This is a genomic window from Taibaiella lutea (assembly GCF_008629695.1).
In the GTDB taxonomy this organism is placed as follows: domain Bacteria; phylum Bacteroidota; class Bacteroidia; order Chitinophagales; family Chitinophagaceae; genus Taibaiella; species Taibaiella lutea.
In genome coordinates this window covers 702,593-724,396 of sequence record NZ_VWSH01000004.1, presented here as the reverse complement: position 1 = coordinate 724,396, position 21,804 = coordinate 702,593, and the positions used below count along the sequence as shown (strand labels likewise).

The 21,804-nt window shown below is 37.5% G+C and carries 16 protein-coding genes; 9 read left to right on the top strand and 7 right to left on the bottom strand.

Features of this window, described 5'->3' with window-relative positions; genetic code table 11:
- Positions 1-97 precede the first annotated feature (97 nt).
- The 5 genes from F0919_RS18240 to F0919_RS18220 form a co-directional block, all read right to left on the bottom strand.
- The gene (locus F0919_RS18240) at positions 98-280 is read right to left on the bottom strand and encodes a hypothetical protein (RefSeq protein ID WP_150034341.1); all 183 of its coding nucleotides are present in this window, start codon (positions 278-280) and stop codon (positions 98-100) included.
- 29 nt (positions 281-309) lie between these two features.
- Positions 310-582 carry a hypothetical protein gene (locus F0919_RS18235; RefSeq protein ID WP_150034339.1) on the bottom strand — a complete coding sequence of 91 codons (273 nt, stop codon included), beginning with the start codon at positions 580-582 and terminating at the stop codon, positions 310-312.
- A gap of 145 nt (positions 583-727) precedes the next feature.
- A complete protein-coding gene (locus F0919_RS18230) occupies positions 728-4,582 on the bottom strand; it encodes a T9SS type A sorting domain-containing protein (protein ID WP_150034337.1) in 3,855 nt (1,284 codons plus the stop codon).
- 791 nt (positions 4,583-5,373) lie between these two features.
- Positions 5,374-6,879, bottom strand: coding sequence for a poly(R)-hydroxyalkanoic acid synthase subunit PhaE (locus F0919_RS18225; protein WP_150034335.1), 1,506 nt, complete (start codon positions 6,877-6,879; stop codon positions 5,374-5,376).
- A 753-nt stretch (positions 6,880-7,632) separates the two neighbouring features.
- Entirely contained in the window at positions 7,633-8,556 is a 924-nt protein-coding gene (locus F0919_RS18220; RefSeq protein WP_150034333.1) for a helix-turn-helix domain-containing protein, read from the bottom strand.
- 193 nt (positions 8,557-8,749) lie between these two features.
- On the opposite strand from F0919_RS18220, the gene pgi reads away from it, so the two are divergent.
- The 9 genes from pgi to F0919_RS18175 all read left to right on the top strand — a co-directional run bounded on the left by pgi (position 8,750) and on the right by F0919_RS18175 (position 19,344).
- On the top strand, positions 8,750-10,399 hold the full coding sequence (pgi, locus tag F0919_RS18215; RefSeq protein WP_150034331.1) for a glucose-6-phosphate isomerase: 1,650 nt from the start codon (positions 8,750-8,752) through the stop codon (positions 10,397-10,399).
- Between the two features lie 174 nt (positions 10,400-10,573).
- The gene (locus F0919_RS18210; protein ID WP_216629450.1) at positions 10,574-10,915 is read left to right on the top strand and encodes a PadR family transcriptional regulator; all 342 of its coding nucleotides are present in this window, start codon (positions 10,574-10,576) and stop codon (positions 10,913-10,915) included.
- Entirely contained in the window at positions 10,915-12,060 is a 1,146-nt protein-coding gene (locus F0919_RS18205; protein WP_150034329.1) for a hypothetical protein, read from the top strand. The genes F0919_RS18210 and F0919_RS18205 overlap by 1 nt, the downstream gene beginning before the upstream one ends.
- Before the next feature lie 115 nt (positions 12,061-12,175).
- The gene (locus tag F0919_RS18200; RefSeq protein ID WP_150034327.1) at positions 12,176-14,713 is read left to right on the top strand and encodes a penicillin acylase family protein; all 2,538 of its coding nucleotides are present in this window, start codon (positions 12,176-12,178) and stop codon (positions 14,711-14,713) included.
- 108 nt (positions 14,714-14,821) lie between these two features.
- Positions 14,822-15,166, top strand: coding sequence for a four helix bundle protein (locus F0919_RS18195; RefSeq protein ID WP_150034325.1), 345 nt, complete (start codon positions 14,822-14,824; stop codon positions 15,164-15,166).
- A gap of 69 nt (positions 15,167-15,235) precedes the next feature.
- Positions 15,236-16,183 carry a stage II sporulation protein M gene (locus tag F0919_RS18190; protein WP_150034323.1) on the top strand — a complete coding sequence of 316 codons (948 nt, stop codon included), beginning with the start codon at positions 15,236-15,238 and terminating at the stop codon, positions 16,181-16,183.
- A gap of 88 nt (positions 16,184-16,271) precedes the next feature.
- Positions 16,272-17,144 carry an alpha/beta fold hydrolase gene (locus F0919_RS18185; protein WP_150034321.1) on the top strand — a complete coding sequence of 291 codons (873 nt, stop codon included), beginning with the start codon at positions 16,272-16,274 and terminating at the stop codon, positions 17,142-17,144.
- 16 nt (positions 17,145-17,160) lie between these two features.
- On the top strand, positions 17,161-18,921 hold the full coding sequence (locus tag F0919_RS18180) for a DUF885 domain-containing protein (RefSeq protein WP_150034319.1): 1,761 nt from the start codon (positions 17,161-17,163) through the stop codon (positions 18,919-18,921).
- 177 nt (positions 18,922-19,098) lie between these two features.
- On the top strand, positions 19,099-19,344 hold the full coding sequence (locus F0919_RS18175; protein ID WP_150034317.1) for a hypothetical protein: 246 nt from the start codon (positions 19,099-19,101) through the stop codon (positions 19,342-19,344).
- Positions 19,345-19,405: 61 nt separating this feature from the next.
- Here the strand turns inward: F0919_RS18175 and F0919_RS18170 are convergent, their stop codons facing one another.
- Together F0919_RS18170 and F0919_RS18165 are read right to left on the bottom strand one after the other, a co-directional pair.
- On the bottom strand, positions 19,406-20,113 hold the full coding sequence (locus F0919_RS18170) for a response regulator transcription factor (protein WP_150034315.1): 708 nt from the start codon (positions 20,111-20,113) through the stop codon (positions 19,406-19,408).
- A gap of 3 nt (positions 20,114-20,116) precedes the next feature.
- Positions 20,117-21,529, bottom strand: coding sequence for a sensor histidine kinase (locus tag F0919_RS18165; protein ID WP_150034313.1), 1,413 nt, complete (start codon positions 21,527-21,529; stop codon positions 20,117-20,119).
- Positions 21,530-21,804 lie beyond the last annotated feature (275 nt).

Below are 21,804 nucleotides of genomic sequence, written 5' to 3'. Positions count from 1 at the left end.
CAGCATTACTGCTGTACTTATCATTTAAACATCCGTAGTTATTTTTTTGTTTTGTTAAATCTTTATGCTAATACTGAGGTTAGCAAGATCCTGATATTTATTGACTGAAGCGATCAAAAATTGCTTTCGGGATATTGAAATATTTGAGCGCTTCTTTCTCGGTCATGATATTGCTGTCAATAAAAGATTGTGCAAGCTTGACTGTTGCCTTGATATCTTCATTTTCATCCTGTTCATCGCGCATGCGGCGATTGTTTTCATCATTCAGGTCTAATTCCATAAATCTTATAAAGCTGCAAAGATGTGCAATTATTTACCGACAACAAACAGGGTAGGAATGACAGTATTATTTTCCTGATTCCAGTGAATATCTACAATTTCCCAATGAGCAGGCAACTTAATAATATCGATATGCTCTTTTATTAAATCGGCAATGAAGCTAAATGCGATGAACTGACCTTTGCCGGGAAGGACGGGGTAACCCCATTCGAGCGAATAGGCATGGTTTTCATGAAACCAGTCGTCGTAATTGACTATAAGGGGCGCGTATTCGGGAGCTGTGAGACTGAGTTTTATTTTCATACATTGATATTTATAAATTTCAGAACAACGAAAAATACAGATTGTTGTATATAAACAGTGTAATGATATAAAGATATAAAGATTTAAAACATAAAAATGGGCTGCCAATGAAGGCAGCCCATTTTATAATTCCATTTTAACAGAATTATTGTTTGTTTAATTTAATTGTTTTGGTCAGATTATTATCAACGTATTTAAGGAAATATACACCATTCGCGACTTTTGTCAAGTCGATATTGATTTCATTGCCTTTTACTTTACTTTGATAAATAACGCGTCCTGCAATATCTGCCAAAGTAATGTCTCCATTCTGAGAGCCGAATACTTTTACGTTTACATTGTTTTTAGCAGGATTAGGATAAGCTTCTACAGTAAAGCTTCCTTTTACGTTTACTGTTGCTTCGACAACTTTTGAATAAATGAATTTACCATCTTTATTGATCAATTTTAAACGATAGTAATTTTCATTTTCAAACGGATTATTATCGTAGAAAGTATAATCAGAAGGTCTTCCTTTGGAATTTATCTTAGCAAGGAAACTGAAATTTTTTCCGTTGCTGCTTCTTTCCAGTTCAAAATAATCGCCTGTTTCTTCTTTAGCAGTAATCCAGTTTACTTGATTGGCATTTCCGATATTGGTTGCGCTTATAGATTTAAGATCGATAGCCAACGGTGTAATGCCTCCCATTAAATAGAAATTGGAGAAACTTGAGGTTGAAACCTGAATCCAGCTTACGCCATTAACAGAACCGTTTAAATTTTGCAAAAGAATAGAAGTTGCTCCGTTACCATCTGCGTAGTTAGCGTTACAGGTATTGCTTTCCTGCTTTGTTACATTCAGGTTTGAAAGATTGGTTGCATTAGATGTAACACCTGCCAAAGTCGCAATTTCACCCGGATGGAAATAGAATCTTACATCAACAGGTGTGCTGATGCCGGGATTGCTGATCATGTAATTTCTGCTCAGGTAATATCTGCCGTTTGCATCTTGTCTCGGTGTTCCGAACCCGTTACCGTCAACATTATAGGAACCACTGTATTCATTTGCCTGACCACCTGCTGTATTACGCACATTTGCTACAAGTGCCCCATCTTCATCCAATAATGTGATCCAGCCATTGTAAGCAGGATTATTGCCCACAGGTGTTTGTAAATCAGCACAAGAAGCGGTACTTGATAACATGGTAGGATTTATTTCTGTTACTTCCAGGCAGAAAGTTCCCTGGTCACTGTTACTATATCCGTCAACCTCAACATAATATGTCTGGCCACCAGTAAGAGCAGTTGTAAATATGGTTGAAGTATATCCGTCATCAATCACACCATTATCATCGTCACATGCAATCAGGTTAAAAGTCGAATAGTTGCTCGCTTCTCCTACAGAGAATAGTCCGATTTTAGTGTCGGTCAAAGTTCCCAAAGTGCCGATATCGGTAGATATTTTTACACCACCGCTTGTCGGAGCCACAAACTGAAACCAAACAGAGTGTTCTCCCTGACTTTGAATCTGACAGTTTGGATATGGTTCACCGGGATTATGATTGGCAAATTCGTTTGTAAAGGAATTGCCTGTACATGGCTGGCCTACATTTATTACAGTTGCACCTGTCGGCACATCGTTTGTCGGAGAAGGAACTACCGTAAAGGAATATACGGATGATTCGCAACCTGTGGCTGCACCTATTGAGTTTACAGGCTGCACATACCAGTAATAAGTACCTGGTGCCAATGCAGCGGAACCTGTGTATTGAGTTTGGGTTGTTGTAGTGCCATATAAAGTTGTCGGTGTTGTATTCATGTCCAGGTATATGTTATAGCTTTCAGTGTAGTCAGCTGCGCCCCAATTTAATGTAGGGAAATTACCGACGGTGCTGCCGTCATCCGGTGAATTCAAATAAGTACAGTTAGGAGGTAGTGTTGCCGCAGAGGTTGTAAATGAGAATTCATTGGATACGCATCCTGTTGCCGGTCCGCCAGGGCCAACCGGAACAACATACCAATAATAAGTAGTATCGATGGTCAGGCCGCTTATTGTTGTGGAAGTTCCTGTTACGTTTCCGATGTTGGTTTCTCCTCCTGCGGTTGTTCCCAGATAAACATCATAAGAAGTGGCTCCGCTTTCAGCATTCCAGCTAAAGGAAGGATCAGTTCCGGCGTCAACTATTATATTGGTTTCACCATTTGTAGGGGAAATATTTGTGACACAACCAGGAGGTGGTGGCGGTGAAGAAATAGAAATGCAATACTCACCTACGTCACCACTGTTACCATCAAGAACAATGTAATAGGTCTGGCCGGCTGTAAGGGTGCCTGAAAGTGAAGACGTTAATGAACCGTTTACACCATCAGAACCAGCCTGACAAGTATTTGCGCTGAAAGGAATTTGTGTGTATGCAGGCGAGCCACATGGATCAGTTACGCTATACATAAATACCCAAGCATATAATGGATCTCCTGCAGCAGGATCTTTAATATTTACCAATACAGGTCCGTTTGTAGCTGGCGTAAATTTGTACCATACCGTATTGTTGGGAGTACTGCAGTTATTAATATCACTCGGATCATTATTAGCAGTAGCGGTTGCCGTATTTTGGCAGTCAGTCGGCCCGTCAATAGTTAATGTTATAGCATCACAGATTAAATCATTAGGCACAGGAGTTACCGACTGCACGCAAACATCAAAATTGTAATCAGAGGTAACCTGGTTAAAATCAACATCTGCAGCAAAATCACTATGAACCCTGATTAAATAATCCTGTCCTACAGTTAAGCCAGACACTAATAATGGATCATCGCTAATATCTGTATCGAAATAGTATGAATAACCACAGTTAAGAGGGGTACCTAAAGCAGCGCAGTTCGCTTCATAAACGGAAAATCCCACTTCTCCGATGATGGCATCACTATTGGAAGGTTGCAAATTAGATACTTTGACACTTGCCAAAGCAGTAGTTGCAGTAAAACTAAACCAGACATCATTACCTGCTTCTGCATCTATACATCCCGGGTCAACAGACGGACTTGATACGGTAGCCCCAATAGTACTACCGCTTGTAGGAGTACAAGTTGTTGAAGGAGTAACCGAAGCAGCGTATTCACAATTGTCGTTTGGCAAGCTGCAGTTATAAGATATTTGAGACGATTCAAGATTACAATAAGCACTTGCATTGTGAATCAATGTGATAGTCTGAGTAGTACCACTTGAAAAAGGGCCGGCAGTATAAGTTCCCGTGGCTGTAATCGGAGAGCCATAAGTAGTAGTTCCATCGCTTAATGACAAGCTGGTTGCACTACCCATATTTGTAACGTTAACGCTTACAGAAAATTGACTGTTAGCACAATCAAGGGCAGCTGTAAAGGTTGCAGCAGGAGCTGTACAGGAAATAGCCGTAATCTTTACGTTGTCTATCGCCCACCAGTAATCCCAATCACCCTCGTAATGAAATCTTACTTTTGCAGCAGCGGAATTACCTGTTCCTGCTGTAATATTAATAGACCTGTGTACGGACGGATCTTCATCGCCATCGCCGTCGCCTGTTGATGGCTCTGAAAAAACGGTAGTCCATGTAGTTCCGTTAAAAACCTGTACTTGTCCAACAGCGCCACAGCATTGTTCCCAGTTGTCATCAAATTCCAAAACATAACTTTGTGTTGTATTTGATGCACTGAAGGCAGGTGTAACGAGGTTACTGTTTTGAGTATTACCATTACCTTCGTCATCAGAATCTATTATGGCAAACTGCCCGCTGAAGCCGGGAGTGCCTCCTGTAATATTTCTTCCCCCAGGATTATTAAATGTCCAGATTTGTTGTCCATCAGAACCGCCTGCATCCTGGTTAAGCCAATTGGAAGGAGGTACAAGACCATTTGCAGTACTAAAATCTTCATTAATCAGTATTTGTGCATTAATTTTTTCATTTGGCCCCAAAAGTGCACCGAGCAATAATAAGGAACCTGAAAGCATCCGGGTTTTTAAATGTGTAAAATTTAATTTTGGCATAGATTCGGTTATTTCGCCTACTCTTGAAAGGTTTTCGGCATTCCCCTATGTTTGGTTATTGGTATTATCGGTGCGTCGCAGTTTTTCAATCAGTGTAAGGCCGGTTAAATTGGATATCAATTTCGCTGGGTACGAAATATTTAGTTATTTTTCATGTCAAAGTACAAATTTGTCAGGGTAATGTTTAACGTCATATTTGTATTAAAAAAATAACCGCATATTTATGCGGTTATTTTTACTTTAAATAAAACAATTTAAACTACAATTATATTACTTTAAAAAACAATGTTAATATTATTTATTATTATTGACCATCAACGCTTTGGTATAAAATTTGATTAAATAAATGTTATTTAAAACAAAATAATGGCCAACTCAAAGGAATGGCCGTTACCAATTGTTTAATTAATTGTTAAAAAAATAACAATCAACATGGCATTAACATAATCACGACAATAAAGTACATTCCCTGGTTTATAACTATTGTTTGTTGACTTTAATCATTTCATTTAAAATTTTATTTACGTAATGCATGGAGTAAAATCTATCAGCCAGCAAATTCATATGTAATTGAATTTTATTTCCATTCATTTTTGAACAAAAATGACTTTCACGGAAATATCGGAGAGAGTGCATACGTTTCAGAACGGCATTTCTGTCATTGGGAGGGGGATGATTATTGCAAATTAAAAAGCATTGCATTTTTCAAGGTTCCTTTTAACATAAAAAAAATCCCGGCTCATTGAGCCGGGATTTTTTTACTCTTTAAAATATTTAATCGGATGACGCGATTATTTCTTAACAGTTGTTTTCTTCGCAGCAGTAGCTTCAGGCGCAACAGTTTCAGTTGAATCGATTTCCATCATTTTTTCCAGTTGACGTACTTCTTTTTTCAAATCATAGATAACTTTATAAAGTTCGTCCATTTCGCTGCGGGTAGCTACAGGCAAACCACCTAACATTTTTTCAGCCTGAAGATCCATTTCTTTACGTAGTTTCATTTGCAAAGCGCTTACTTCAGCCATTAGTTTGCTGTATTCATCGCTTTCAAATAATTCAACATAAACTTTATCGCTGATGTTCAACCACTCCTGATACAATGCAGTCATGCTGCTGATTTCAGTACCGTTTTCAACTTTGTTGGTAATGTTTTCAACTAATTTGTCCATTACCTTATTGCCTTGTTGGTACATCATGTATTGCAACTCGGAATTCTTGATGTTGAAGATTGCCATACGGTCAGCAATGTCAGACCATTGAGCAGCACTTTTTGTAAATTGGTTTGGAGTAACCATTTTAGCAATGGGAGCAACTGCATTCTGGAATGTTGATTGCAGTTGTTGGTAACCGTTCATCATGTTTTCAAAAACATTCTGACCTGCAAACGGGTTCATATTGTTCATGAATTCACGACCTTGGGCAAAACCGTTTTTACCAAAATCAGTAAAACCTTTTGTGCCGTTATTCATCCATTCAGTTGCTTGTTGCATGTACTGACGGCTATTTTCAGGCATAAAACCGAAAAATTTATCCATCATTTCTTTATATGCACCAGCATTGAAGGTTTTTTTGAATGCATCAGCATTAAAACTTTTGTCCTGGATAGACTTGAAGAATGGGGCCCAGATTTCGCTGAATTTACCAAAGCTGGAAGCTGCATTCATCATATTACCATAAACATCTTTAGAAGTACCGTTTTGCATATTCTTTTGCATTTCTGCGAAAGAATTGTTCAACATTTCAAAATATTGATTGAAAAGGCCGGTATAATTTTCTGTAGCTTGTTTGAAATTTTCAGAAGCATTAGCAGGAGAAAATTTTTGCATCATTTCCATCCATTGGTTAGCGTAATTTGTTGCTTCGTTTGCCTGATTCATCCAGCTTTGCATTTTGTTCCAATTGTTGCTCATTGTATTGAACATTTCCATTGGGTTAGCTGCAGTTTTGAAACTATCGGCGTTTGGTGTATTATTTTTAATGAAGTTCTGATTCATTTCCCAGGCTTGTTTAACCCAGTTGATTTGATTGTTCAACCAGTTTTGGTTAAACTCATTTACTTTATTGATGTTCTCTTTAGCAGTCTCCTGAACAGTTTCAGCTTTTTGGTTTACACCGCTCATCACATTTTTTTGTTGCTCCATCCACTTTTTGTAGGTTTCGGTGCTTTTATCAATTGCTTCATTGATAAAGTTGTTACCGTTGGTTACTTTTTTGGTATTTTCAACCATATTTTCAACCAAGTTTTTTTGTGCATCAAGTACTGATTCCACAAAGTTTTTGCCGTTTTGAGTAGCCATTTTTATTTTATTTAAAAGAATGTGTTCAATATTTGTTTTACAATGTCAAAATTAAGTTGCAATTCTAATTTACATTGTTACATTATTATCAATTAACCCGAGCAAGAATTCAACGCCTCCAAAAACCTGAATAAATTATCAATAGTTTTTCGCTTTCGGGCGCAAAGGTATGGAATAATTTAATTTTAAGCATAATTTTTTTTCACAAACTGTATTTTTTTTACAATTAACAGACTTGAGATAGTGTTATGCATGCCCAGTAAGCTTTTGGTATTTTGTTAAAAAATATTTTTACACGATTTGAGGCTGAAACGTCTATAATGGCAAAGATCCTATAGAATAAACTATAGGACCTAATTGAACCAATCTAATAAACAACGCAAAAACTTCTGTAATTCTGAATTCCTTTTCTTTTTTAATAACGCTATTTAGTAAGACTTTTCCGCAAGAAAGCGGGTAATTTTGGTTTGGTTTTGATGTCTGGTTTCGCTGTATCTTTAAATAATCTAAATTCCCCTGTTCAGATATATGCAAATGTCACACCAATCAGAGATTTAAAATCATGAATTCGCAACTAATAATGGTGAAAAATGACTAAATTTATCATCCTTTATTGTATGTACACGTATTGTTGATAAAAGTGCATTTTCAATGTGATAGAATAGCTTAAATTATCTTGATTTATGTTAAGGTAATTTAAATAAAAGAATGCCGATACTATGTACCGGCATTCTTTTATTATAAAAATTGTTTTTATAAATCACCATCCTCATCATCGCCACCTTTATATTCCAGTCCGGCAACACAATTATTGATCTTGAAATTTTTGGGAGAGATACCGGTATGTTGCTGGAAAAATTTTACAAAATTGGTTGTTTCAGAAAAGCCCAAATCATAGCTGAGTTCCTTAATGGACATTACATCAAAAAGCAATAGCCTCTTGGCTTCTCTCAATAATTTTTCCTGCATGATAGCCTTTGGAGACCAGCCTACACCTTTCTTGCAAATCAATACCAATTGCTTCATGGTCACATTCATCTGATCTGCATAAAATTGCAAAGAACTTTCTTTCTTGAAATATACGTTCAATAGTTGAATGAACTGTACAACCTGGCTTTTAGCCAATGGTTCCACCAAATCCATAGTCTGGCCTTCTCTTTCCAATTGTAACTTGTGCAGATAAAGAATGACACCAAGCAACATATTGTGCAGCAAATCAAATTTAAGAAAGACATCTTTACCAAACCTATATTCCCAGCCGAACATAGTTATTTGCGACTGTATGAAATTCAGCCCTGTTTCATTGCTATCCAGTTGGAAAAAGCAACGCATATTAGGGCCGTAAATAGTTTTGTAAAGCAGTTGTTCCTGAAGGTGGGTCCTGCAAAGAAATTCTTCGGTGAAGATTAATACAACTCCCTGAACCAATTGTGTGTCTTTCAATTGAAGAAAGGCAAAAGGGTTTACCATAAGTATGGACCCCGGCCTTAAGGGAATTTCATCTGTGTCAATCCTGCAATTGCCATTGCCCTGTTTGACATAGATAATCATGTAAGCAAATTTCTCTTCAGATAATCTCCTCGGTTCGGTACCAAAATCTGTGGTAAAATGGCTTATTGTCCTGTACTTAATAAGTTCATCTTTCTCCAAGATTTTTTCTTGAATTGTTACGCTCATTCTTAAATGTTTGGTAAAGTCTAACCATTGAAATGGTTATTTATGTCAAATATAATAAGATATAACTTATCGGCAACGATCGAAGAGATTAGGTATAGAAATAATTTATTGATTAATGGTGGAAAAATATTTTTACAGCGTTTTTAAAATGTGGATTCGTTAATTTCACATCTTCATTTTAAAAGACTGATACATGTTCCCTGCCATAAATTTTACCACAACAACGGCATATAAAAAGCTGCAAGCGCATTTCGGATTTCATAAAGAAAGAAGCATTAAAAGCTTGTTTGAAACGGACCCAGACAGAGCAATACATTTTGGTGTGGTTTTTAATGAAATCTACTTTGACTTTGCTAAAAACAATGTTGATAATGAAACGATAGCATTATTATTATCACTTGCAAAAGAATGTAAAGTTGCAGAAGCAATTGAAGCCATGTTTGCAGCCGAAAAGATAAATGCTACAGAGGACAGGGCAGTATTGCATACGGCACTAAGAAACAAAAGCAATAATCCTGTTTTATTGGACGGAAAAGATGTAATGCCTGAAATTAAAGCTGTGCAGGGTAAAATGAAAAGTTTTAGCAATGCAGTTATTAACGGCGAACATAAAGGTTATACCAATAAGAACATTACCGACGTAGTAAATATTGGCATCGGCGGTTCCGATCTTGGCCCGGTTATGGCTTATGAATCGTTGAAGGCTTACCGGAATCATTTGAATATACATTTTGTGTCGAATATTGATGGAACGCATATAGCAGAAACATTGAAGCCATTGAATCCTGAAACAACTTTGTTTCTGGTTGCGTCCAAAACATTTACGACGCAGGAAACAATGACTAATGCTAATACCGCAAGAAACTGGTTTCTTAAAAGCGGGGCAAAAGAAACAGACATTGCGAAACATTTTGCCGCGTTATCTACCAACAAAGAAGGTGTTACCAAGTTTGGTATTGACCCGAACAACATGTTTGTGTTTTGGGATTGGGTAGGAGGGCGTTATTCGCTTTGGAGCGCTATCGGCCTTTCTATTTGCCTCGGCATTGGTTACGATAATTATGATCAGTTATTGCAAGGTGCTTATGAAACCGATGTTCATTTCAGGAACACGGCGTTTGATAAAAATATACCCGTATTACAGGCTTTGATTGGTTTCTGGTATATGCAATTTTATGGAGCCGCTACACATGCTATCTTTCCATACGATCAATATATGCATCGTTTTGCGGCTTATTTCCAACAAGCCGATATGGAAAGTAACGGTAAGCATATGGACAGAAACGGTGCGTCTGTTACTTATAATACAGGGCCGGTTATATGGGGAGAGCCCGGTACCAATGGCCAGCATGCATTTTATCAATTAATACACCAGGGAACAAGATTGATACCCTGCGATTTCATAGCGCCTGCCATATCCCACAATCCGATAGGGCAACATCATCCAATATTGCTCTCCAATTTCTTTGCGCAAACGGAGGCTTTAATGAATGGTAAAACAGCGGAACAAGTAAGCAAAGAGATGATGGATGACGGAGTAAGTGAAACTGATATAAAAAAAGTGCTTCCCTACAGAACATTTGAAGGCAACAGACCAACCAATTCATTTCTGTTGAAAAAAATAACCCCGAAAAATCTGGGTTCTTTAATTGCTTTATACGAACACAAGATTTTTGTACAGGGTATTATCTGGAATATTTACAGCTTTGACCAATGGGGTGTTGAATTAGGTAAACAACTTGCAAAAGCCATATTGCCGGAATTGGAAAACGAAAAGGAAATTGATACACATGACAGCTCCACCAACGCGCTGATTAATAAATATAAAGATTGGAGGAAATAGGAGCAATAATATTTTCAGGGTTCTGAAAATGATAAAGCACATTCTTATTGCCCGGTAGTGATTTTAATAGCATCTTTTGGTGCTATTTTTTTTGTTTAAAAAAATATTTTATCATTTTTATACAATGCATCTGATTCAGATGTATCTTTGTCTTAGGTTATTAAAAATAAGCTCATGATCTTCTCTACAGAATTAATTAAAGGAACTCTTAAGACTATAGTATTAAAGCTGCTTTCAGACAATAAAAAGATGTATGGTTACGAAATTACGCAACGCGTAAAAGAACTTACAATGGACAGGATACAGATATCGGAAGGAGCCTTGTACCCTACATTACACGCTTTGGAGGTGGAAGGTTTGCTGACCACTGAAACGGAATATATTGGTAAACGCGTAAGGAAATATTACAGCCTTAGTCCAAGCGGAAAAACAAAAACCAAAGAGAAGATAAGTGAATTGACAGAATTTATGGAAACCATGAAATTTTTGCTTGACCTTAAATTGAAAACAACCTAATGTATCAAATCACCGAAAAGCAAGTGAATTATATCCTGGATGACATTAGACGTAATGGAATCCAAATGGAGGACCTGCAGTTAAACCTCCTGGATCATATTTGCTGCCTCGTTGAATATAACCTCAAGGAACAGGATGACTTTGAGGAATTCTATCATCGTGCCATAAAGCAATTTTATACAAAAGAGCTAAAGGAGATAGAAGATGAAACCATCCGATTATTAACATTCAAAAATTACTTTATGATGAAGAAAATAATGATTGCAGGCGGTGTATTTTCAACATTTGCCTTTTTGTTCGGCTCCTTTTTTAAAGTTATGCACTGGCCGGGAGCCGCTGTTCTGTTGACTCTGGCTGTAGCGGTGTTTAGTCTCTTGTTCCTGCCTTTGTTGTTTATCATCAAAGCTAAAGAGGTAAATTCCGGGCTTGAAAAATTGGTTGTTGCATTTGGAACTATTCTTGGTATTATGTTTTGTCTGTCTATTCTGTTTAAAGTACAGCACTGGCCGGGAGCGAGTCTATTGGTTATTACTATGGTAGCTTTTTCGTTTTTCATTTTTATTCCGCTTTATTTTTTCAGCGGATACAGAAAACCGGAAACACGATTAAACACCAGCCTCACATCTATTCTATTAATAGGGTTTACAGCTGTAACATTTTTATCGGTGAATGTTAATGGCCCGACTTCCAGACAAGTAGATGATTGGATTGCCTATTCGCAAAGTGAAATGATTTGGAACAAGATCAACGCAAAACAACATGTCAGCGATGAGCCGGAAGTTATGGCAGTATTGCAAAGCAGCGATAAATTAAAGAATGCGATTCTGGACCTGACTTCTTTGCCTAAGCCTGATAATTATACAATTCCAACGGAACTTAAAGTGGATGCGTTAAGCTATCTGGGCAGAGATGGCCGCTATGGAAAAGTATTGGAGCTATTGCAGGACCTACAGGTGAATGTGAAAAAATACAACCAGGCTCAACTTGTAGCAAGCAATAAGATTCCCGATGGTTTTGCATTCCTTGATATTGACAAGCAGGAATTCAGCAGGATGGAGAACGTTTATGCGTTAAACAACCTCACACAATTACAGATTTACGTTGCAAGCTCCTGCTCCGACAAGACTGTAATGGCGATAAGATGATTTGGATCTGACAGGTAAAAGAAAATGGAGATAGCAGGTTTATTGTGCTGTTTCCATTTTCTTTTGTGTTCAAAATCCCCCTTTGTAATCTCTGTTTAATCATTAACTTTACGCTATGCGTTTCGTTAATCTCTTTGTTGCTATAGCGTTAAGTGCCTTATGGATTTGGTTCCTGAATGCACCCAAAGGTAGTTTGCCTGCATTGGGCAAATTGCTCGATCCTTACAACGGCTTTTGGGGAAATGCAGAACCGGTAAAAGATGTTGCAAGCGAGTTTCATTTTCCTGATAAAATATCAAAAAGCATTAAGGTTGATTTTGATGGAAGATTAGTGCCTCATGTTGTTGCGCAAAACAATCATGATTTGTATCTGGCACAAGGCTATATTCATGCTTATTACCGTCTGTGGCAAATGGATATGCAGACCCGTGCTGCAGCTGGCAGGATAAGTGAAGTAATTGGAGATAAAGCTTTTGATTTTGACAGGAAGCAAAGAAGAAAAGGCATGGTCTGGGCCGCTGAAAATTCATTGAAAGCAATGGAAGCAAATCCGCTTACTCGGGAAATGTTGAATGCTTATACCGAAGGCGTTAATTTGTTTATTCAGCATTTACAATACAAAGATTATCCTTTAGAATATAAATTGATGGGGTTTGCTCCCGAAGCATGGACAAACCTTAAATGTGCCTTGTTATTGAAATACATGGCCGATGACTTAACGGGAAATGTTGATGATATAGCTATGACCTATTTAAGGGATGCAATGCCTGCAAATGAGCTGGACGATTTATTCCCTGATAAAATCAAAATGAACCAGCCGGTAATCCCTGCGGGTACTGCATTTAATGCACCGTCGCTCGGAATACCTTCCGTTCCTCAAGGTGATTTGTTTGCACATTTTGATACGGCAGCATCTAATGCAAACCTGAAAAATCAAAAAGAGCATCCGACCGCTTTCAACTGGGATGAAAATTCAAAACCATCTTCCGGCATCGGCTCTAACAACTGGGCTATTGGTGGTAAACTGACATCAGACAGTGCAGCCATACTTTGTAATGACCCGCATCTGGGTTTGAATCTTCCTTCCATTTGGTATGAACAACAATTGACGGCACCGGGCATTAATTGTTATGGGGTTTCTATCCCCGGTGCACCCGGCATTATCATTGGTTTTAATGACAGCATCAGTTGGGGATTTACCAACAACTACAGAGACGTAAAGGATTATTACGAAATCAAATCAACTGATTCACGCCTATATGTTTTTGATGGTAAGGAAGTCCCTTTCAATGAACGCTACGAAAAAATTTATATTAAGGGAAAGAAAGAGCCATTTGTAGATACAATCCGTTTCACTATTCATGGGCCTGTGATGTACGATAAAACTTTTCCGGAACCTTCAGGCAGCGGTAAAATGCTTGCAATGACCTGGATGGCACATAGAGGAACCAATGAACTGCTATCTGTTTATTTATACAATCGTGCAACCGATTATGATACCTGGGTAAATGCTATTCAGCATTTTGAGTGCCCTGCTCAGAATTTTGCTTTTTCCGACCGGCATGGTAATGTAGCTATCTGGGGACAGGGCCGATTCATCAACAAATGGAAAGACCAGGGAAAGTATGTGATGCGTGGCGATATAAGTGCAACGCTTTGGGGCGATACCATTCCGATGGCCGAAAATCCGCATGTCTATAATCCACCACAGGGCTATGTTGCAAGCGCCAATCAAAATGTTACAGATGAGACGTATCCTTATTATTATAACGGTGATTTTACGGAGTTCAGGAGTTGGGAGATAAATCAAGGATTAATAAACCATTTTGTTTCATATGGTATTAATGCGAAAAAAGTTGATACTACTTTATTTTTGAAAGCTTTTCCATACAATTTATATAGTCCATATTATTTTCAATTGCCTTATGAAGATAATATGCCAAAGGAAGGTGATTTGGATTATAATCAGAAATTACAGAATTCTACTTTTTCTATTTTAAGACTTGCACTTTTGAATAGATCAATGTATGAGAATAGGACAATTATAAGATTTCCTCAAAGTGAACCATCTGTAAAGCCAGAACCACCTGGTGAAAATTTATTAGCAAACTCGAAATATGCTACTTTTTTCCAAATCTTCTGGTCAAATCTCTACCAAAACATCTGGCAGGACGAATTTCAAAATTTCCCGGATAAACTATATCCTTCATCAGAAAGAACGATGTTTTTAATTCTTGATGATACAACTTCTAAATATTATGATGATGTAACAACTGCCAATAAAGTAGAAACATTGAAAGACATGGTAACGTTGAGTTATAAGCAGGCAAAAGATAGTTTTGATGTTTTGGAAAAAAACGGTGGGGCAGAATGGTATAAAGTAAAAAACACTTCCGTTACGCATCTGGCAAAGCTTCCGGCCTTTAGTTATGATCATCTTAAAACAGGTGGTTGGGGTAACACCATTAATGCCATGAAGCAAAATCATGGGCCGAGCTGGAGAATGATAGTCCAGATGAACCCTAAAGCTATTCATGCTTATGTCGTTTATCCCGGCGGACAAAGCGGGAATCCCGGAAGTAAGTATTATGCTGATTTTCTGGATTATTGGGTAAAAGGCAAATATTATGAGGCTAATTTTATTAGTCATTAGTGGATAGTCGATGGTCGTTAGTGTTTTATTGGTGGTGAGTGCTTTTTTGAAAACTGGCACGCTTTTTGCAGGTGGTTAAGTATTGAACATCTTTACAAAACATCATCTATGATTCAAAAATTTGAAGATTTAATTGCCTGGCAAAAAGGACAGGATTTGGCGGTAGATATTTATACCTTATTCAGTATTAATAAAGATTATGGTTTCAGAAATCAGATTTGTGATGCCGTTGTTTCCATTTCTAATAATATTGCAGAAGGTTTTGAAAGGGGAAGTAAAGCATCTTTCGCCCATTTCCTTAAAATTTCCAAAGGTTCTTGTGTAGAAGTTAAATCAATGACTCATTTAGCAGCCAGAATTAAATATATTAACAAGGAAGAAAGAGATGAGATTTTAGAGAAATGCAATGAAGAACTGAAAATATTAAATGGATTAATTAAAAGTTTAAAATAATTAGTCGATAGTCGTTAGTAAGAAAATATTCACCTATCAACTAACGATTAACGACTATCAACTAAAGCAATGCGCGAAGGCCAATTTATAAAACAAAACAAAGAACGTTGGGATAGTTATCAGGAACCAACAGATGACCCTGATGAAATGGCAAAACGGTTTACTTATCTGGTAGATGATTTGGGTTATGCAAAAACGCATTACCCTTTCAGCAAAATCACTAAGTATGTCAATGGCATCGCCGCCGGAATATATCTTTCCATATATAAAAATAAAAAGGAGAAAAGTCATCGTTTTATCACTTTTTTCAAAACAGAATTGCCGTTGATATTGTATCGTAACAGAAAGGTATTGCGCTTCGCGCTGTTATTTTTTGTTGCTTTTATGATTATCGGTATTTTCTCTGCATGGCAGGATCCGAGATTTGTGAGAAGCGTTTTGGGAGATGGTTATGTAAACATGACGGAAGATAATATAGCCAAAGGCGATCCTTTCGGCGTGTATAAAAGTGAAAATGAATTTGTGATGTTTCTAAGCATCGCATGGAACAATATCAGGGTAACCTTGATGTGTTTTACATTAGGCATTACCTGTTCAGTAGGTACCTTGTGGTTTATGTTCAATAACGGACTGATGCTGGGTGTGTTCGAGCAGATGTTTTTTGCGCATGATTTGGGCACCAAATCTGTTTTAGTCGTTTTTATTCATGGTACATTGGAAATTTCAGCTATTATTCTTGCCGGCGGGGCCGGCATGGTTATGGGCAATTCCATTTTATTTCCCGGTACATATAGCCGGCTTATCTCATTTAAGCGCGGCGCCAAGGAAGGTATTAAAATTTTAATATCACTTATCCCGGTATTGATTGTGGCTGCAACCTTTGAAGGTTATGTTACCCGCCATACTGAGATGCCTATATGGCTAAGCATCTCTATATTAGCCTGTTCTCTGGCTTTTATCTTGTGGTATTTTGTTTTTTATCCGGTTAAAATAAATAAACAACAAACAGTAGCATAAATTTTATAATAGTGGATTGCAGATTCACTATTGTACCTTTGCCGCCTCCGAGTTGAAAAAACTCATTTTTTTCACCAATAATATTTGAATGATTGAATCCGTAGTTTATCCTTATCCTGTTCACAGGCAAAAATTGATTAATGACGCCGTTGATATTGCTTTTGTAGATGAAGGAACAGGAGATACAACTTTACTATTTGTGCATGGCCTGGGCCATTCCTTGTTGGGTTGGGCAAAGAATATAGATTACCTGAAACAATATTACCGTTGCATTGCCATTGATTTACCCGGTAACGGACTTTCAGCAACAGGAAAGTATCCATACAGCATGCATTTCTTTGCTGAAGTTATTCATCATTTTATGGAAGCAAGGCAATTAAAGAATGTAGTTTTAGTCGGACACTCCATGGGCGGACAAATTGCCATCACTTATTCTTTATTACACCCACAGATCCTGAAAGGGCTGGTGTTGTGCGCTCCTGCCGGTTTTGAAACATTTAATGACTGGGAAAAAAGCTTGTATCGCAATACAATGTATTTTGTGGATATGGTAAGCAATGAAGAAAGCAGTTTGCGCAAGGCTATTCAGAACAGCTTCTATATTATGCCCGATAATGTACCCTCGTTTACACAACAATTGGTAAACATGATGAAATTACAGGAGAAAGGGCATTACAGATATATGCTGGATGGTTGTATTGGCGCTATGCTGGACGAACCGGTATATCAAAGGCTGGGTGAAATAAAGATTCCTGTTTTGATTTTGTTTGGTGAACGTGATAACCTTATCCCTAATAAATTTATTCATCCTACATCTACCAAAAATGTCGCAAATACTGCAGCCAAACAATTTAAAAACGCTGAAGTAGAGATTATTTCACAATGCGGGCATTTTATCCAATGGGAAAAAGCTGCACAGGTAAATGGTTTTATCCGTTCTTTTGTGAATAATATTAATTAACAGAAAATATTTTCAGATGAAAAACAGTTTTTATATCGCAGCATTTGCTTTAATAAGCTTTGCATCCTGTAACAATACTCAAAATGCAAAACATGCTGCAACACCCAAAAATGACGACAGCCTGAACATCAGTTTTGACGATTATAGTAATAAATTTCTGACGGAACTTTGGAAACAAGAGCCTGAAATGGCTACCCAACAAGGCTATCATCTGAACGACTCTGTTTTGAAAATACCGAATGATGCATATTGGAATGAAGGGTTGGCTTTTGTCAATTCCAATCTTGAAACATTAAAAGCATTCGATACTTCAATGCTTACGCCTTCACATCTTACGGATATGAAGATGATTCAAAATTACCTGGAGTCAAAACAATGGGGTATTCAGACTTTAAAGCAATTTGAGTGGGACCCTTCTGCCTATAACATTACAGGATTGATTGCATTTATGGTTGCATCGAACGATCAACCTGCAGATATTCGCCTGGAAAATGTTTACAAACGTATGCAACAAGTGCCTGCTTATTATGAAGCGGCTAAAGCAAATCTTAAGAATCCTGTAGATGAATTAAAATCATTAGGTATTGCTCAAAATGAAGGCGGCCTTTCAGTGATAGAAAGTGATTTTGTGGATTCAGTTAAGGCAAGTAATTTTTCAGAAGAAAAAAAATACAAAATGTTATTAGCTGCAAAGAATGCGGCTCATGCAATAAAAGGTTATGTTGCTTATCTTAAATCCATGAAAGGCTATACGCCACGTAGTTTCAGGCTGGGCAAAGATTTATATGCAAAGAAATTTGAGCTGGATATTCAATCGAATTTAACAGCGGAAGAAACTTATAAAGCGGCTTTGGAGCGTAAAGATTTTCTTCATGGTGAAATGGCTAAAATCAGTAAGCAGCTTTGGCCGAAATATTTTGGTAGTAAAACAATGCCTTCCGATAACCTGCAATTGATTGCTGCAATGATTGATACACTTTCAATGGTGCATGTAAAGCCCGAAGATTTTCAATCAGCCATTGAGAAAGAAATTCCGACATTGGTACAGTTTATCAAAACCAAAAACTTATTGTACATTGATTCTACCAAACCATTGGTAATAAGGAAAGAACCGGCTTATATGGCAGGTGTTGCAGGTGCTTCTATCAGTGCGCCCGGACCTTATGACAAGGAAGGGAAGACTTATTACAATGTTGGTTCCCTTGAAGGTTGGCCTGCCGACAAAGCAGAAAGTTATTTGAGAGAGTATAACCAATACATACTTCAGATACTTTGTATTCACGAAGCTATTCCCGGCCATTACACGCAACTGGTGTATGCCAATAGATCGCCAAGCCTTATCAAAGCTATATTTGGTAATGGTGCAATGGTTGAAGGCTGGGCCGTTTACACAGAGCAAATGATGCTCGAAAACGGTTTTGGCGATAATGCTCCTGAAATGTGGCTGATGTGGTATAAATGGCATTTGAGAACCGTTTGCAATACTATATTAGATTACAGCGTTCATGCAGGAGATATGAGTAAAGAACAGGCAATGAATTTATTGACCCAAGAAGCATTTCAGCAACAAGCCGAAGCCGAAGGCAAATGGAAAAGAGTAAGCGTTACCAGCGTTCAGCTTACCAGTTATTTTGCAGGATATAAAGCCATTTATGATTTACGCGAAAAGATAAAAGCAAAAGAAGGCAAACGGTTTGACCTGCGCGTCTTTCACGAAAAATTCCTGAGTTACGGCAGTGCTCCGGTTAAATATATAAGCGCATTGATGTTAAATTGATTTTGAAACAAAACTGTATAAAGGCCGGTTCATTTGAATCGGCTTTTTTATGTAGCTGAAAGTGCATGTAAAACGGTTTTGTAAGTTATAAATACAATTGCTAATTTATTCCGGCCATTTGCTCCTATAAATTCAAATTAGTTTTTATCTTGTGTATACAACCAAAATCAAATACCGATGTCTCACAAAACGCATTACAAAACATTTACGCAGCCGACATTGTCTGCATTGGAAAAAGATGTAAATGATTTCATCCGGGAATTATATAAGGATGAAAAAACAGAAGATGTCAAAATAAATAACATTACCACAATGACACTGAACAGTGCTTTCATTGCTGCAATGACCTATTCTTACGCAAAGAAAAAGAAACCTGTTATGGATGATGCCGCTACCGAATCCATACCCGAACCGCAGGCATAATATATCATCTCTTGATAATAACAACAGTGCCGATCCTGCACTCTTGTTATTATCAAAGTGCTTATGTTCCTTCTACACTAAAATGATAGCCCTTGCCTTTTAGCGTAATGATTTCAACACCTTTACCTGTTGCAAAATAGTCCCTTAATCTTCTTATGTAAACATCCAGGTTCCTGCTGATAAAATAAGAATCATCTCCCCATACTATCTGCATCAATTCCCTGCGGTCGATAGCAGTATTGAGATGCAGGCAAAATATATTCATGATTTCAGCTTCACGGTTGGACAGTTTTATAACCTGTCCGCTGTTGAGCAACTCCATTTTTTGCGGACTATATACGAAACTGCCCAAAACGAAATTTTGTCCCGTAGCCTTAGGAGCATGATTTTCAGAGTGTTTACCTTGTCTCAGCTGTATTAAGTTTTCCATTCTCGCCATCAATTCTTCCATGCTGAATGGCTTTTTGAGATAATCGTTTCCTCCGGATGCAAATCCTTCCAGAACATCTGCAGTCTGGCTTTTTGCCGTAAGAAAAATAATGGGCATGTCCTTATATATCTTCCTGATGTTATTGCCGATGCTGAATCCGTCGAGATAAGGAAGCATCACATCAAGCACGCAAATGTCAGGCTCAAAACTATTCATAAGGTCCAGTATTTTCACGCCATGTGTTTGGTGCAATACCGTATAACCTTTTAGCTCCATAGTTTCTTTTACTATGCCAGCAAGGTGCTCTTCGTCTTCTATATATAATACTTTATAGGACAAGGGTTATGATTTTGGAAGTGTTACGGAAAAAACGGTTTCGTCGACCTTACTCTCCAGGTTTATATTTCCGCCATGCGCCCTTACTATATACTGCGCATAGCTAAGCCCTAATCCATGCCCTTTTACAGTGTGTCTATTGCCATGCGGAATCCTGAAAAATTTCTCAAATACTTTATCCCTGTATTCTGCATCTATACGGTTACCGTTGTTCATAATGTTTACAGTAACCCAATCATCTTTTTCATCAACAGAAATCTTCACGATACCGGAGCCATATTTAACAGCATTGTCTATAAGATTATAAAATACGCCGGTAAGATGCACTCTGTCTGCTTTGACAAAAATGTCATGTTGCATTACCTCTAATGTAAATGCTATTTTATTTTCCTGTAGTATGGGTGATAAAGTTTCAGCCACTTCTTTGATTAACTCAAAAAGATTCAAGCTTTCTAATTCTAAATGCAGCAATCCGTCTTCTGTCTGTAAAGTATTCAGCACGCGGTTAATCAATGCTGCCAGTCTGTCCATCTCCAGCATGGCTACTTTCAAATATCTTTTGGTTCGTTCCGGATCGTCAATGGCATGATAAGTACTTAAAGCTTCCAAAGCCACTTTGGTCGTGGCCACCGGCGTTTTCAATTCATGTGAAATATTGCTGATGAAACTATCTTTTTGCGTAGCAAATCTTAATTGCCTTTTCATGTTTCTGTATGCCATCCAGAACGCGATACCTGTAAGGCCTGATATAAAAATGGTAAAACCTATTTGCGGCAAAATTGCAATAAACAAGTAATGTTTGTAACCGTTAACCTGCAGAGCTTCTTTTTCAAGATTTGCAGGTCTGTATTTGAACTTATGGTGTGCAGAATCTTCAATCCATCTTGCATCAAGTCCCTGATAATTTTTATGAACCGAGTTTAAGAATTCTTTCTTTAGAAGTATCGAATCAACCCTTGTCTTTACAATAATATTGCCTAATGATTGATTGAGTACCACCCGCAGCATTTTCTTTACATCGGGAGGCACCGGCGCACCTGTATCGGAAAAAGCAGCACCTTCATTGAAATTTTTGATGAAATAGCTGTCAGTGCGTGTGGTTTTTATTCCTTGTACTGCCGGACTTTTTATAATAACTGTTTTTGTAAAATTACCTGATGGCTGCATGCGGAATGCTGCAATAGTATCTTTGGAATTTAAATTGCCATCCATTTTTATGTGAAAGGCAACAGGTTTCTTTGCAGCATTGTCGTGTAAAATTGAATCGACCCTTATGTCGAGTATATTATTGGTGAGTTTTTCATAGCTTTTGTCAAACGCAAGCTGTAAGTCTTTGTCCATGTGGGTTTCCTGCAACTCATATTGTCCCCATATCCATACGCCGATGAATAACAGCAACACAAATTCGCTTGCAAGCATTAACAAGCCAATTCTTTTAAGTTTTTTATGTTGTAACGCAGGTTTCAATATCTATATCATTGGTTGCTTAACCGTAAATTCATTACGTAAAATAATAAAAAATTTAATAGCCGGGATTATGTTGATAACCTGACTATAACTAACAAAGCAAAAATAGTATAGCAAGCAATTCAGGAAGTTAAGCGCAGCCCAAATAACGTTAAATAAGGTTAACTCTTTTAATAAAATTGAATCTGTCAGTTATAAGAGAAATGAATAGATTTGCCTGAAATCAT

Bases quoted from the DNA above. Each gene is read 5' to 3' on its own strand.
- F0919_RS18185 (WP_150034321.1), top strand. From the start codon at position 16,272: ATGATTGAATCCGTAGTTTATCCTTATCCTGTTCACAGGCAAAAATTG.
- F0919_RS18205 (WP_150034329.1), top strand. From the start codon at position 10,915: ATGTATCAAATCACCGAAAAGCAAGTGAATTATATCCTGGATGACATT.
- F0919_RS18220 (WP_150034333.1), bottom strand. From the start codon at position 8,556: ATGAGCGTAACAATTCAAGAAAAAATCTTGGAGAAAGATGAACTTATT.
- F0919_RS18240 (WP_150034341.1), bottom strand. From the start codon at position 280: ATGGAATTAGACCTGAATGATGAAAACAATCGCCGCATGCGCGATGAA.
- F0919_RS18195 (WP_150034325.1), top strand. From the start codon at position 14,822: ATGATTCAAAAATTTGAAGATTTAATTGCCTGGCAAAAAGGACAGGAT.
- pgi (WP_150034331.1), top strand. From the start codon at position 8,750: ATGTTCCCTGCCATAAATTTTACCACAACAACGGCATATAAAAAGCTG.
- F0919_RS18225 (WP_150034335.1), bottom strand. From the start codon at position 6,879: ATGGCTACTCAAAACGGCAAAAACTTTGTGGAATCAGTACTTGATGCA.
- F0919_RS18210 (WP_216629450.1), top strand. From the start codon at position 10,574: ATGATCTTCTCTACAGAATTAATTAAAGGAACTCTTAAGACTATAGTA.
- F0919_RS18175 (WP_150034317.1), top strand. From the start codon at position 19,099: ATGTCTCACAAAACGCATTACAAAACATTTACGCAGCCGACATTGTCT.
- F0919_RS18180 (WP_150034319.1), top strand. From the start codon at position 17,161: ATGAAAAACAGTTTTTATATCGCAGCATTTGCTTTAATAAGCTTTGCA.
- F0919_RS18230 (WP_150034337.1), bottom strand. From the start codon at position 4,582: ATGCCAAAATTAAATTTTACACATTTAAAAACCCGGATGCTTTCAGGT.
- F0919_RS18235 (WP_150034339.1), bottom strand. From the start codon at position 582: ATGAAAATAAAACTCAGTCTCACAGCTCCCGAATACGCGCCCCTTATA.
- F0919_RS18165 (WP_150034313.1), bottom strand. From the start codon at position 21,529: ATGCTTGCAAGCGAATTTGTGTTGCTGTTATTCATCGGCGTATGGATA.
- F0919_RS18190 (WP_150034323.1), top strand. From the start codon at position 15,236: ATGCGCGAAGGCCAATTTATAAAACAAAACAAAGAACGTTGGGATAGT.
- F0919_RS18200 (WP_150034327.1), top strand. From the start codon at position 12,176: ATGCGTTTCGTTAATCTCTTTGTTGCTATAGCGTTAAGTGCCTTATGG.